We start from the raw sequence: 15,021 nt of genomic DNA on the forward strand, positions 1-15,021 counted from the left end.
GAGGAACTGTGGGAAGTGGGAAAAAGATTTGAGTTTTCGCCGCTTAGAGCTAGAATTTTGATGATGATTGGTCCAGTAATAAGTGCTATCTTCTTTGGTTTATATTCGTGTAGTTTTATTTATTATACATTAAAAGAAGGATTATCATTTTGGCTAGATATGATTCGTGATAATTTTATGTTTATTCTTTTCTTTATTTGGATCCATATGAGTTTAGTCGAGTCTATCTATAGAATGATAAAAAATAATCTTCTGTTAAACAGCAATATTCAGGAATTGAGAGGTTGTTACCCTGAGCTTGAAGATAGCTGGGACTATCTCAACGATGCGGACTACCTTGACAAAGATTTGCAAGTTTTGGTTCATGGCGATCATCTCATTTGTTACAGGACATTTGATATTGTCTACCTACCAGAATGTTCTAAGATAGGTGCATTTATGAAGGCGTCTGTTTTTCGTCTTTCCCGTTTTCGTGAGGTAAGACGAGTTCATTTTTCTGCATGGTACCTTGATGGCAGTGAATCTGAACTCCGGACAGATGAGTTGCGAAAGTTTATTGGAATGAATCAGAATGCTCATAAAGATGCCTTATTTGATTATATAAGAGAGAACTTTGATTATATTGAACTCGAAACTTTCGACTTTCGACTAAGGGAAAGAAGTAGATATTAGTCAAGTAAGCGATTTGCAGAAAATAATGACTAAATTTAAAAAGATTGTATAAAAAGCTTGCAATCTTTTTTTTCTTTTGCTATAATTATCAATGGTTTGAAAAAACTGCCTAAGACAGTAGGGGAGCTCGACTCATAAAGATCCTACCGAGGACAAAACGTATCATGTAAAAAGAAGCGTATTGTACTTTCGTGTCTAGGTTTGGGCGCGTTTTTCTTTTGGAAAATTCCCCAAGCAAAATAATTACGGAGGTGAAACACTAAATGAGTGAAGCTATTATTGCTAAAAAAGCGGAACTGGTTGACGCAGTTGCTGAGAAAATGAAAGCTGCTGCATCTATCGTCGTTGTTGACGCTCGTGGTTTGACTGTTGAGCAAGATACCGTTCTTCGTCGTGAGCTTCGTGGAAGCGAAGTCGAGTACAAAGTTATCAAAAACTCAATCTTGCGTCGTGCAGCTGAAAAAGCTGGACTTGAAGACCTGGCATCTGTTTTTGTTGGACCATCTGCAGTAGCATTTTCTAACGAAGATGTTGTTGCTCCAGCGAAAATCTTGAACGACTTTGCTAAGAACGCTGATGCACTTGAAATCAAAGGTGGTGCAATTGAAGGCGCTGTCGCATCAAAAGAAGAGATTCTTGCACTTGCAACTCTTCCAAACCGCGAAGGACTTCTTTCTATGCTCCTTTCTGTACTTCAAGCGCCAGTTCGCAACGTTGCACTTGCTGTCAAAGCAGTTGCAGACAACAAAGAAGACGCAGCTTAATCTTAAGCTACGCAGCGTGGCCTAGCTACGAAAAAATATTATAAATTTAAAAATTATTTGGAGGAAATAACAATGGCATTGAACATTGAAAACATTATTGCTGAAATTAAAGAAGCTTCAATCCTTGAATTGAACGACCTTGTAAAAGCTATCGAAGAAGAATTTGGTGTAACTGCAGCTGCTCCTGTAGCTGTAGCTGCTGCTGGTGCTGGTGAAGCTGCCGCTGCTAAAGATTCATTCGATATCGAATTGACTGCTGCTGGCGACAAGAAAGTCGGCGTTATCAAAGTTGTACGTGAAATCACTGGTCTTGGCCTTAAAGAAGCTAAAGAACTTGTTGATGGTGCACCAAACGTTATCAAAGAAGGCGTTGCTGCAGCAGAAGCTGAAGAACTTAAAGCTAAATTGGAAGAAGCTGGAGCTTCAGTTACTCTTAAATAATAGAGTTTCCAATCATAGAAATCAACCAAGTCGAAAGACTTGGTTTTTTGTATCCAAAAATCATTTTTATGTTAAAACGCTAACAAAAAATAGGATTCTATGATATAATTTAGACAGATTATTGCGATTTAGGAGATATTATGAATAAGATAAAAATCATCAGCAATCCTTATGAAAAAAGGGTTTTATTTGAGCGTTGGAATAATCAGCTGAATTCATGGACATCTATTGACGAAGATAGTAATTCTAATAGCAAACTGATTAGTAGTGAGTATCAAATTGGATTTTTTCCTTTTAAAGTTTATGAGATTATAAATCAGATAATTACTGAATATTCTAATCCCGATGATGTACTGTCTATCTGTTTTTCAGGTAGTGATGATGAGTATCAAGAACTAGAACGTTTGGTTACGGATATTAAGTTTGAGAATATTCAACTCGAAAAATCAGAAAATTATCTAGAAAATGCTAGAGATGTTTTGCCTGAAATAAATCGGATTTTTCAAAAATTAGATCCTTTAATAACAAAAAACATTGAGGATGAGAGTGGCGAGATACAGCAACAATTAAAGAGGTTTTCAGATGCTTCTAATGATATTGTTCCAATTTGTGTTTTAGGAACTTATAGTGCCGGTAAATCAACGTTTATTAATTCTTTAATTGGTTCCGAATTATTACCAAGTGCTGAAACACCTGTCACAGCAAAAGTTTACAAAATATCTTCCACACCTCATGATGATAGGGCAAGTATCAGGATTACATTTAAAGGAAAAGATGCTAAAATTCAATTTCGAGATTATCAGTTAGTCGTGGATGGTTTGACTGATGGGGAAGAATTATTAACATCAATCAAAGAGGCTTTAGATGAGGAGAAGCCGGCTTCAATTATTGAAAAGGTACGTTTAGTTTTAGAGGAATTGAATGATATTTCAGATTCTGAAATAGGAGATTTGATTGAGATAGAAGTACCTTTTGGCAGAAGTACTCTGGATGATATAAATTATAAAATTGCTATTTTTGATACTCCGGGTTCAAATTCTTCTACTAATTTACAACATTCAGATGTTTTGGATAAGGCCATGAAAGGGATGTCTAATGGTCTTCCTATTTTTGTGACAGATAGCAGTTCGATGGACAGTACAGATAATGATAATTTAAAAGATAAGTTAAAGAAAGTTGCAGGTTTAGACAGTCGTTTTACTATGATTGTAGTAAATAAAGCAGAAACTGCAGATATTAGCTTGAGAAGATTTAAAAAAGAATCTTTTAAACAAAAAATTATGAATCAATCGATACCGCGCGAACTGTATGCTCAAGGGATATTTTATGTTTCATCCATACTTGGTTTAGGGGCTAAATTGGATGGGAATCTTAAGGGAGAATTCTACTCAGAATTATTCAATACTTATAAAGCTAAATATTCAGATCCAGAAAACGATTATTACAAGAGATTGTTTGATTTTAATATTCTCCCTAGGCAGATGATTTCTTCAATGGTTGAGACTGCAGAATCCAATTCTAACATAATCTATGCTAATAGTGGATTATTAACAATTGAAGATGCAATCAAGAGTTTTGTAAATAAATATTCGCATTATGATAAGTGTCAGCAAGCTAGAGATACTTTGAATCAATTGATTGGTATTACTGATAAAGAAATCGAAGAGAAAAATAAGGAATTGGGTAGTCGCAAGGTAGAGTTACAGAATAAACTCGATTCTCAAAAATCTGAAATTCTTGAAACAATTGATAAAAGCATATCTCATGAAAGGGAAGACTATACTAGCCGATATCCTGAGGAAATGCTGAGTTATTTACAAAGTTTGACCCAGAATTTAAAAAAAGAAAAAGCAGAATCTTTGTATAAGGATTTCTATGAACAAAAAGCTCTTGAATATCCCCAAGAAATAGCTGTTGATAACCATTCAGAATTAAACGGTATTTCAAAATTCGTTGGAGATATGGGGACTTCATTTAATAATTATAAGTTAAGTGGAGATAGACGAAGGAAGCTTGAAGAACAGGCTTCAACAGAAGTGCTAAATGTTATCAAGCAGCAGTTCAGTGAGAATTTGGTTGTAGCAAAGGAGCGTTTCAACCAACTTTCAAAAGAATTTTGGGTTAATGCTACATCTGATGTTCGAAAAGAATTGGAGAAGGTTATTTCAGGCGATTTGGATATTCAGCCAGAGAAAAGAAAAGCTATTTCGGAAATCATTATTTCTTACGAAGAAATAAATTTTAATCAATTTGATTTAGGGAAGTTTAATAGAGATGAATTAAGTTACATTTTTAGAATTGGTGACTATCGACTAAAATCAAATAAAATAAATATTTCAGGTCTGACTAATACTTATAATAAAGAATTTAAAGCTAAATTTACTGAATTCAGTGAAAGTATTCGCTCAGAACACGAACGTAAATTTAACAATTGGATTCAGGATTTGGGAAGTCTTATCAAAAGCAACATTATTGAATTTAGTCCGGAACTTAAGGAATTGGATCAGAGAATTCAAAAGGTTATTAAAGAAATTTACAGCCTTGAAGAACAGCAAAAGCAGATTAAAACTTATGTAAATGAAATCAAGCGGATGATATCTTGGAAATAAGTGGAGATGTAGTTCGAGGGAAAAGTTATGGGAATAAAAAATTTAATCAGTAAAGCGGGAGCTAAAGCTGCAGACAAATTAGCAAAATTATCCGCCTTGAGTCCAGAGCAGCTAAAGTATGTAGAGGAACAAAAGGAAAAATATCTTGCAGATCAACCAGATATTAGTGATGAGGAATTTACTAGCAGACTATTGGCGTCATGTGGCGTTGAGGTGTTTAACTCTTATTTAGAACAGATAAAAGAGCTGTATGTTCCTTTGGAAAATTCTGCTGAATATAACGAAGATTTCAATCCAGCATATAATGTCCGTTATTTTAATATAACGAAATGGGTTACAGATAAGCGAGAAAACAGTCTAGAAAAATTAGTAAATGTCTATGAAGTGCTTTCTAATGAGAGATGTAATATTGCCCTGCTCTTTCATCGCACAGAGAATGATACAAAAGTCTTTCTAGCTGTAATTAATACGGAGAATGCTAGTGATAATGTCAATGTTGACAATTATAAAAAGCGACTTCTAGAAGCTATAAAAGGAAATTTTCCTGGTTCAACAGTCAAAGAAGAGATTGGTCGCGGGCGTATACCTTGCTTGAATAATCAAAAATCATATTCTGTAGCAACAGTATCTAACCTTCCAACTGCGAAATCTGAAAAATTTATTAGCCAAACAATTGAAAAATTGATTGACGGTATAATTCCTGAGGGACCCAGTCAAGACTATAGCTTGATTCTTTTGGCGAGTCCGATTCAGGATGTAGAAAATCGCAAGTTGCGGCTTTCTGAGTTATATTCTGCTTTAGCTCCTTTCGAGAAATGGCAGACTAGCTACACTTTCACTGAATCTGATGCAACGACTTCTATGGCAACTTTCGGAGTTAATATTGGAGCTAGTGCCGGGATTCAACACGGCCAAAGTCAGTCTACTAACCAATCCCTAGGGAAGACACAATCTAGCGGATATTCAACGACAGATTCAAGTGGTCAGACTGACGGAACTAACAGTAGTCATACTAGTGGTAGCAACAAAGGTTCATCAGATTCTTTTGGAGGAGGAGTATCTGCTAGCGGAAATGCAAAGCTCCCTTTTGTAGGTGAAGTAGAGCTTGGTGGTCATGCTGACTATAGTCATTCTATTTCTAAAGGCTCTTCTGTTTCCGATTCAACTGGTAAAACCTTCGCTAAGACAATAGGAAAAGCTGTTACTAAAACTGCTGGTAGAGCTATCTCTGAAACTTTGGGAAAGACTGCGGGAGTTTCTCGGGCGGTCAATTTTGGTTCCAACATCGGAGCAAATTTTGCTCGTGCCTCAAATGTAACAGCTACGGTTGGTAAGAATGAAGGGATTAATCAGTTCTTTATGAACCACAATATTCATCATGCATTATCAGTTTTGGATGAGCAGATGAAACGATTTGAAAAAGGAACTGCTCTGGGCATGTGGGAGTTTGCTGCTTATGTACTTAGCGAAGACCAAAATATCGCTAATAATGTCGCTCATACTTACCTAGCTCTGACTCAGGGAGAAGAGTCCTATATGAGTAAATCATCCGTTAATCTGTGGCGTGGTGATATGGGAGAGAGTAGTGCCGATACTCGAGAAATTGTTCACTATTTGAGGGATTTGCGACATCCAATATTTGCATTGAATCCTAGTGTTTTAGAAAATGATGCGACTTATTATGTCTATCCATCTTTAGTTACTCCTACTGTTCCTTTGTCTGGTCAAGAATTAGCTTATTCTTTGAATTTTCCTCAAAAATCTATTCCAGGTCTGCCTATTATAGAATGTACAGAATTTGGTCGAAATATTGTTTCTTATGATTTGAGTGATAAATCTGAGCAAAACATCCGTTTAGGGAATATTTTTCATATGAACCGCGAGGAAAGAGTTCCGGTAGATTTATCTTTGAATTCTTTAACGTCTCATGCTTTTATAACAGGAAGTACAGGATCTGGTAAGAGTAATACTATTTACCAGCTTTTAAGCGAAGCAAGGGAAAATAATGTCAAATTTCTTGTTGTAGAGCCTGCAAAAGGGGAGTATAAACATGTCTTTGGTCAGGAAAAGGATGTAGCAGTATATGGCACGAATCCGAAATTAACTCCTTTGCTCAGATTGAACCCTTTTAGTTTTTCTAAGGAAATTCATATTTTAGAACATCTGGATCGTTTAATTGAAATTTTCAATGTATGTTGGCCTATGTATGCTGCTATGCCAACGGTCTTAAAAAAAGCAGTTGAAAAGTCGTACATGGATTGTGGATGGGACTTGATTCAATCAAGAAATTCTTATGGTACAATTTATCCAACATTTGGAGATGTTGCTGAAAATATAAAAGAAATTATTGACTCAAGTGAGTACGATAGCGAAAATAAAGGCGCTTATAAAGGTTCTTTATTGACTAGAATTGAATCTTTAACAAATGGTATAAATGGAATCATTTTTTCTCAAGATGAACTATCTGAGCAGCAATTATTTGATTCAAATGTGATTATAGACCTAAGTCGGATTGGTTCTAGTGAGGCTAAATCATTAATAATGGGAATATTAGTCTTAAAATTGCAAGAATATAGAATGTCTCAAGCAGAGATGGATTCTCCACTTCGTCACCTTACAGTCTTGGAAGAGGCCCATAACCTATTAAAAAGAACTTCAACTGAACAGTTTTCAGAATCAAGCAATCTTCTTGGAAAAAGTGTTGAGATGCTTGCTAATGCTATTGCAGAAATGCGTACTTATGGAGAAGGCTTTATTATAGCTGATCAAGCACCAGGACTTCTAGATTTATCTGTTATCCGTAATACCAATACTAAAATTGTAATGCGTCTTCCTGATTTCACCGATCGAGATCTAGTTGGTAGATCTGCAAATCTAAATGATGACCAAATTTTGGAATTGGCGAAATTACCGAAAGGTGTTGCAGCTGTTTATCAAAATGAATGGATTCAGCCGGTCTTGTGCAAGGTGGAGAAGTATGATAGCAGTCTCGAAAGTTATCGATATAGCCAAGAATCACTGACTGAATCAAAATTTTATTCAGATGTTTATTTGAGAATCAGTAAATTTTTGACCGGAAATGAAAAGATAGAGAATATAGATATTGAAAAACTAAGAGATGATTTGTTTGGAGCTCCTATCAGTGGCAAATCTATTCATAAAATTTTAAGGTATCTTGATGAGGCTATTTACGAGGTAAAGATGCTTCAGGTTGCTCCAATTATTTCGGAGTTTTATCCGAGCCTGTTAGAAAAGGCGCGAGAAGCAAATCAAAAGAGTAAGGATAAAAGAACTATTACCGATGAAGTCATTAATGAGTTCAATGGGCTAGTAGATGGACCAATCACTCAGCAAGAGCAATTAAATATTATTCAAGCAATTTTAACACAGCTATATGTTCACGAGCTAAATAACGATGCTGGTTTAGAAGAATGGAAACAACAGGGAGGTTTATTATGAGTATTGAAAGAACAAACCAGTCTGATTTAAAGCATAGTATGACGAAAATAGAAAATGAGCATTCTTCTTTTAATCCTAATCAAAGGCTAGAAGTAAATAGGGAATCTGAATTAAAAGGTGAAGAGTCAGCTCTTCACGAAAAAACTCCGCTTAACCAGCACGATAAGCAAGAGTTAAAAACTGAGACAGGGTGGTCAGAGAGTATTGTTGATAATATCCGCTGGAAAGAAGAGGCGGCTGTTTATAAAGGATTAAATGTAATCGAAAAAGATGTAAATGGCCGAGCCTGTTTCCAAAGAATAGATATTGACTATAAAATAACGGATGAATTCGGAAAAACTAATAAAGAGCGTATGCTTGAGGGAAAAGCTCCATTAATGGATGGCAAGCCAGTTGAGCTTCATCACATAGGACAGAAACAAGATTCCCCTTTAGCTGAATTAACTCATGATGAGCATAAGGGGAATTACAGACTATTACACGAAGTACCTCCACAAACATCACAAATTGATAGAAGTGCCTTTGCAAAAGAAAAAGCAAATTATTGGAAAATGAGAGGAGAAGAAATATAATGTCAAAAATTAGCGATGAATTGAAACTGATCTCAGGATTAGAAGCTACCAAAGGTGCGAACGATGAACAAATTTTAAAGGCTCAAAATAAGCTTACAATAAAATTTTCTACAGACTATATTGATTATTTAAGAGAGTTCGGAGTAGTAAATTTCTTTGGAACAGAATGGCAAGGTTTGAACGGACCGGAATATCTGAATGTTGTAAAATCAACGCTAGAGGCACGTGAAATATATCCGGACTTTCCAGTAAATATGTTTATTTTGGAAGATTTGGGATTTGATGGAATCCTAATTTTGTTAGATACTAACGGTTCTGTCTTTGAATGGCAATATGGCTCATGTAAAAAACTTTATTCCAATATGTCCGAATACTTAAAGGAGTGTGTTGCAAGAAAAGAGTAGATTTTTTTGATACTTCAATTATTTAGGGGGATAAAGGCTCTATATTTTAATTTAAAAACATACGTTGTTTTTATATGTTATATGGAAGCTCTAGTTTGTACTATTAGTGGGATTCAGATGAATGAATGCAATGGCTTACTGTTGCTCATTCTCTAGTTAAAGGATTTGTTATTCTTTTTAGAATAATTTGAAAGGGATTTTAATGAAAAAGTTTTTGGGGGAGAAGCAAACCCGTTTTGCTTTTAGGAAATTAGCTGTCGGGCTTGTTTCGGCTGCTATTTCTAGTTTGTTTTTTGTGTCTATCGTTGGGGTTGACTCTGTTCAAGCGCAGGAAAAGTTGAATGTACAATATAAATACGTGACAGATACTGAAATAACTCCGCAAGAAAAGGAGTTGATTGTAAGTGGATTTCCTAAAATGTCAGAAGGAAATGAGGAGACTTACTATCTTGTCTACAGGTTAAATTCAAATGTTGGAGCAAAAACGTTACCGAATACAGGCGACAATAACAATTCAAATACTATGATGACGGCTGGTCTGTTAACGACGATAGGATTAGTTGTTTTTGTTGTGTCAAAAAGAAAGGTTCAAAGTAAGTTCCTCTTGACTGTTTTGGTGGGTGCTGGTGTCGGAGGAGGCTTGATACTATCTGTCGATGCGCTGGAAAATGGGATCTTGCTACAGTATAATGCCGAATATCAAGTGTCGGCTGGGGATAGTCTGCCGTCACCAAGTGAAATCTCTGGCTATACCTATGTTGGCTACATAAAAGATGAATCGATTAAAAAATTATTAGACAATAAGATTCTTGATAGTCAGCAAAATGCTAATCTAGATAAAGAAGTTTTAAACCAAAATAAGAAGTTAGATTATTCTGTTTCTTTTGATAAGAATGGGCTGAAAAATCAAACGCTTGGCGTCAATACAATTGAGCCTCAAGATGAAGTTTTGTCTGGCCGAGTAGCTAAGCCTGAACTATTATACAAAGAAGAGATCGTTGAAACTGAGATAGCCTTTGGAGAACAAATACAAGAGAATCCTGATTTAGCCGAAGGTACTGTAAGAGTAAAACAAGAAGGCAAACGAGGCCGTAAAATTGAAGTCGTTCGAATTTTTACGGTAGATAATGAGGAAGTTTCAAGAGAGGTTCTTTCGACTAAAATAGAGGAAGCGTCTCCTAAAATAGTGGGAAAAGGTACTAAAAAGCTTGAAGCGCCTAGCGAAAAACCAGTAACTTCTAACTTGGTTCAACCTGAGCAAGTTGCTCCCTTACCAGAGTACACAGGTGTCCAATCTGGTGCAATCGTTGAGCCCGAGCAGGTGGCTTCTTTGCCTGAGTATTCAGGTACACTATCTGGAGCCATCGTTGAGCCTGAACAAATTGAACCGGAGATTGGAGGTGTCCAATCCGGTGCGATAGTAGAACCTGAGCAAGTGACGCCCTTACCTGAATACACAGGAACTCAAGCAGGCGCGGTAGTGTCACCCGAACAAGTAGCTCCATTGCCAGAATACACAGGAACGCAATCCGGTGCAATTGTCGAACCCACGCAAGTGACTTCATTGCCGGAGTACACAGGCGTCCAATCTGGGGCCATAGTAGAAGCTGAACAAACGACTTCATTGCCAGAGTATACGGGAACTCAAACAGGTGCAGTAGTAGCACCCGAACAAGTCACACCGTTACCTGAATATACAGGAGTTCAAGCCGGTGCAGTAGTGGCCCCCGAACAAGTCACACCGTTACCTGAATACACAGGAACGCAATCCGGTGCGGTAATTGAACCTGAACAAGTCACCCCATCGCCTGAATATACAGGCGTTCAATCCGGTGCAGTAGTGGCACCCGAACAAGTGACTCCATTGCCAGAGTATACAGACGTTCAAGCAGGAGCAATAGTAGCACCTGAACAAGTTACTCCATTGCCGGAGTACACAGGAACTCAAGCTGGAGCGATTGTTGAGCCTGAGCAGGTAGAAGCTCCTCAAGAGTATACTGGAAACATCGAACCAGCAACGCCAGAAGCGGAAAATCCTACTGAAAAAGCTCAAGTGCCTAAAGAGCAGAAGCAAGAACCCGAAAAGAATATCGAGTTAAGAAATGTATCTGACGTGGAGTTGTATAGTCTAACTGATGGAAAATACAAACAGCACGTTTCTCTAGATGCTATTCCAAGCAATCATGAGAATTATTTCGTGAAAGTAAAATCTTCTAAATTTAAAGATGTCTTCTTGCCAATTTCTTCAATAGTCGATAGCACGAAAGATGGTCAGCCGGTTTATAAAATTACAGCAAGTGCTGAAAAATTAAAACAGGACGTCGACAATAAATACGAGGACAATTTTACTTTCTATCTAGCAAAAAAGGCAGAGAGAGAAGTCACAAACTTCACTTCCTTTAGTAACTTGGTCCAAGCTATAAATAATGATCTTGGAGGGACCTATTATTTAGGTGCTAGTCTGAATGCCAACGAGGTCGAACTAGAAAATGGAGCTAGCAGTTATATAAAGGGTAGATTTACTGGTAAGCTCTTTGGCAGCAAAGACGGAAAAAATTATGCTATTTATAATTTGAAGAAGCCTTTATTTGATACTTTAAGCGCTGCTACTGTAGAAAATCTGGCTCTTAAAGATGTAAATATCTCAGGGAAATCTGACATTGGGGCCCTTGCAAATGAAGCGAATAATGCAACAAGGATTAACAATGTCCATGTAGACGGTGTTCTGGCTGGCGAACGAGGCATTGGTGGCTTGGTGTGGAAGGCTGATAATTCTAAAATTACGAACAGCAGTTTCAAGGGAAGAATTATCAACTCCTATGAAACGAGGGCACCATACAATATCGGAGGATTAGTAGGTCAACTGACTGGCATCAATGCACTGGTCGACAAATCAAAAGCTACAATTACCATCTCGTCAAATGCGGATAGTACAAACCAAACTGTCGGCGGCCTTGCAGGTCTTGTTGAGAAAGATGCACTTATCAGCAATAGTTATGCCGAGGGCAACATTAATAATGTGAAACGCTTTGGAAGCGTTGCTGGTGTGGCTGGCTACTTGTGGGATAGAGACTCTAACGAAGAGAGTCGTGCTGGAAGATTGCACAATGTTCTTAGTGATGTCAATGTTATGAACGGGAATGCGATTAGTGGTTATCACTATCGAGGAATGAGAATAACTGACTCATATAGTAACAAAGAAAACAGAGTCTACAAAGTGACTCTTGAAAAGGATGAGGTTGTCACCAAGGAATCGCTCGAAGAGAGAGGCACAATCATTGATCCTTCTCAAATCGCAAGTAAGAAATCTGAAATCAACCCTCTTTCTGTACCGATTGTTGAACCCCTACTGACTAGCACTAATAAAGAAAGTGATTTTTCTAAGGTTGAAGACTATCAAGCCAGTCGAGCTTTAGCATATAAAAATATCGAAAAATTACTGCCGTTTTATAATAAGGCAACCATTGTCAAATACGGTAATCTGGTAAAAGAAGATAGCGCTTTGTTTAAAAAAGAAGTCCTATCTGCAGTCATGATGAAGGATAATGAAGTGATTACAGATATTGCTTCACATAAAGAGGCAGCTAATAAGCTCTTGCTGCACTATAAGGATCATTCATCTGAAAAGCTAGATCTTACCTACCAATCTGACTTTAGTAAGTTAGCAGAATATCGCGTGGGCGATACAGGTCTCATCTATACGCCAAATCAATTCTTACAAAATCATAGTTCAATCGTCAATGAAGTTTTGCCTGATTTGAGAGCAGTCGATTATCAGTCAGATGCTATCAGAAACACCCTAGGTATTTCTTCAGGAGTTTCATTAACGGAATTATACTTAGAAGAGCAGTTTGCCAAAACGAAGGAAAATCTAGCAAACACATTGGAAAAACTGTTGTCTGCTGATGCAGTCATTGCCAGTGAAAATCAAACGATTAATGGTTATGTCGTTGATAAAATCAAACGCAACAAGGAAGCCTTGCTTCTAGGTTTGACCTATTTAGAGCGCTGGTACAACTTTAACTATGGTGACGTGAATATCAAAGACTTAGTCATGTACCACATGGATTTCTTTGGTAAGGGCAACGTATCACCACTAGACACGATCATTGAATTAGGTAAATCTGGCTTTAACAATCTTCTGGCCAAGAACAACGTAGATGCTTATAGCATCAGCCTAGCAAATAATAATGCAACAAAAGATTTGTTCAGCACGCTTGCCAATTACCGAGAGGTATTTTTACCAAACAAAACAAATAATCAATGGTTTAAAGAGCAAACCAAGGCTTATATCGTTGAAGAAAAATCAGCTATTGATGAGGTGAGGGTCAAACAAGAGCAGGCTGGCAGTAAGTATTCTATCGGGGTCTATGATCGAATTACCAGCGACACTTGGAAATACCGAAATATGGTCCTGCCATTGCTTACAATGCCTGAAAGAACGGTATTTGTCATATCAACTATATCCAGTCTTGGCTTTGGCGCCTATGATAGATATAGAAATAATGAGCACAGAGCAGGGGCAGAACTTAATAAGTTTGTTGAGGATAATGCTCAGGAAACTGCAAAACGTCAACGCGACCATTATGATTATTGGTATAGAATATTAGACGAGCAGGGCCGTGAAAAGCTCTATCGAAATATCTTGGTCTATGATGCCTATAAGTTTGGAGATGATACCACTGTCGACAAGGCTACAGTGGAGGCACAATTTGATAGTTCTAATCCAGCTATGAAGTATTTCTTTGGACCGGTTGGAAACAAGGTTGTACACAATAAGCATGGTGCCTATGCTACTGGTGATAGTGTTTACTACATGGGCTATCGGATGCTGGACAAGGACGGAGCCATTACCTATACCCATGAAATGACGCATGATTCTGATAATGAAATCTATTTAGGCGGATATGGAAGAAGAAGTGGACTTGGTCCAGAATTCTTCGCTAAGGGCTTGTTGCAAGCACCGGACCATCCAGATGATGCGACAATCACGGTCAATTCAATTCTCAAATATGACAAGAATGATGCATCTGAAAAATCTCGTTTGCAAGTCCTGGATCCAACTAAACGTTTCCAAAATGCGGATGATTTAAAAAATTATGTTCATAACATGTTTGATGTCATTTATATGTTGGAGTACCTAGAAGGGATGTCAATCGTTAACCGTCTGTCCGATGTGCAGAAAGTGAACGCTCTGAGAAAAGTCGAGAATAAATATGTTCGAGATGCTGATGGAAATGATGTTTACGCAACGAATGTGATAAAAAATATTACAATGGCGGATGCGCAAAAATTAAACTCATTCGACAGTCTCATTGAAAATGATATTGTTTCAGCGCGTGAGTACAAAAATGGTGATGTAGAAAGAAACGGCTACCATACGATTAAACTCTTCTCTCCAATTTATTCTGCATTAAGCAGTGAAAAAGGAACGCCTGGAGATCTTATGGGACGGCGTATGGCTTATGAGCTTCTGGCAGCCAAAGGTTTCAAAGATGGTATGGTTCCTTATATCTCTAATCAGTATGAAGATGATGCTAAGCAAAACGGAAAAACAATCAGTATCTATGGTAAGACCAGAGGTCTGGTAACAGATGACTTGGTTTTACGCAAGGTCTTCAATGGTCAGTTTAATAATTGGACTGAGTTTAAGAAGGCTATGTATGAAGAACGTAAAAACAAGTTCGACAGCCTGAACAAGGTCACATTTGATGATACAAGACAACCATGGACAAGTTTTGCTACTAAGACTATAAGTACTGTTGAGGAGTTGCAAACCTTGATGGATGAAGCTGTTCTCAAAGATGCCAATGATAATTGGTATTCTTGGAGTGGCTATAAACCAGAACATGACAGTGCTGTCCACAAGCTTAAAAAAGCAGTCTTCAAAGCTTACCTTGATCAGACTAAAGATTTCAGAACATCAATCTTTGAAAACCAGAAGTGATTGGTTTGAGCTGTCAAATGGTCTGCAAAGTTGCAAGTCTGAAATGTTAGGGCAGAGCTTGAATTACTCTTGGATTCAGACCTTCTTGCAGATAAGAAATGACGAACCTAGTGAAAACTAGGTTTGTTTTTCTATATAAGTCATGCAATTAAA

General features: G+C 37.3%; 8 protein-coding genes and 1 other annotated feature. All 8 genes read left to right on the plus strand.

Features of this window, described 5'->3' with window-relative positions:
* Positions 1-15: 15 nt before the first annotated feature.
* The 8 genes from PCY71_RS01305 to PCY71_RS01340 all read left to right on the plus strand — a co-directional run bounded on the left by PCY71_RS01305 (position 16) and on the right by PCY71_RS01340 (position 14,868).
* On the plus strand, positions 16-672 hold the full coding sequence (locus PCY71_RS01305) for a hypothetical protein (RefSeq protein WP_002909817.1): 657 nt from the start codon (positions 16-18) through the stop codon (positions 670-672).
* A gap of 90 nt (positions 673-762) precedes the next feature.
* Positions 763-898: a sequence feature (ribosomal protein L10 leader region), on the plus strand.
* 37 nt (positions 899-935) lie between these two features.
* Positions 936-1,436 carry a 50S ribosomal protein L10 gene (rplJ, locus tag PCY71_RS01310; RefSeq protein WP_002897628.1) on the plus strand — a complete coding sequence of 167 codons (501 nt, stop codon included), beginning with the start codon at positions 936-938 and terminating at the stop codon, positions 1,434-1,436.
* A 72-nt stretch (positions 1,437-1,508) separates the two neighbouring features.
* Positions 1,509-1,877, plus strand: a complete 369-nt coding sequence (gene rplL, locus PCY71_RS01315; RefSeq protein WP_002900419.1) for a 50S ribosomal protein L7/L12 — start codon at positions 1,509-1,511, stop codon at positions 1,875-1,877.
* Positions 1,878-2,017: 140 nt separating this feature from the next.
* Complete coding sequence (locus tag PCY71_RS01320; RefSeq protein ID WP_048773380.1) at positions 2,018-4,486, plus strand: dynamin family protein; 2,469 nt, start codon at positions 2,018-2,020, stop codon at positions 4,484-4,486.
* A 27-nt stretch (positions 4,487-4,513) separates the two neighbouring features.
* The gene (locus tag PCY71_RS01325; protein ID WP_301412387.1) at positions 4,514-7,945 is read left to right on the plus strand and encodes an ATP-binding protein; all 3,432 of its coding nucleotides are present in this window, start codon (positions 4,514-4,516) and stop codon (positions 7,943-7,945) included.
* Complete coding sequence (locus PCY71_RS01330; RefSeq protein ID WP_032912456.1) at positions 7,918-8,517, plus strand: HNH/ENDO VII family nuclease; 600 nt, start codon at positions 7,918-7,920, stop codon at positions 8,515-8,517. Before PCY71_RS01325 ends, PCY71_RS01330 begins: the two co-directional genes overlap by 28 nt.
* Positions 8,517-8,921, plus strand: coding sequence for an SMI1/KNR4 family protein (locus PCY71_RS01335; protein WP_002909811.1), 405 nt, complete (start codon positions 8,517-8,519; stop codon positions 8,919-8,921). Before PCY71_RS01330 ends, PCY71_RS01335 begins: the two co-directional genes overlap by 1 nt.
* 202 nt (positions 8,922-9,123) lie before the next feature.
* Entirely contained in the window at positions 9,124-14,868 is a 5,745-nt protein-coding gene (locus tag PCY71_RS01340) for a ZmpA/ZmpB/ZmpC family metallo-endopeptidase (RefSeq protein WP_301412388.1), read from the plus strand.
* Positions 14,869-15,021: the final 153 nt, after the last annotated feature.

This window comes from Streptococcus sp. SN3 (genome assembly GCF_030439905.1).

Coding starts and splice junctions, on each gene's coding strand:
- rplJ (WP_002897628.1), top strand. CDS start 936: ATGAGTGAAGCTATTATTGCTAAAAAAGCGGAACTGGTTGACGCAGTT.
- rplL (WP_002900419.1), top strand. CDS start 1,509: ATGGCATTGAACATTGAAAACATTATTGCTGAAATTAAAGAAGCTTCA.
- PCY71_RS01320 (WP_048773380.1), top strand. CDS start 2,018: ATGAATAAGATAAAAATCATCAGCAATCCTTATGAAAAAAGGGTTTTA.
- PCY71_RS01325 (WP_301412387.1), top strand. CDS start 4,514: ATGGGAATAAAAAATTTAATCAGTAAAGCGGGAGCTAAAGCTGCAGAC.
- PCY71_RS01330 (WP_032912456.1), top strand. CDS start 7,918: ATGGAAACAACAGGGAGGTTTATTATGAGTATTGAAAGAACAAACCAG.
- PCY71_RS01335 (WP_002909811.1), top strand. CDS start 8,517: ATGTCAAAAATTAGCGATGAATTGAAACTGATCTCAGGATTAGAAGCT.
- PCY71_RS01340 (WP_301412388.1), top strand. CDS start 9,124: ATGAAAAAGTTTTTGGGGGAGAAGCAAACCCGTTTTGCTTTTAGGAAA.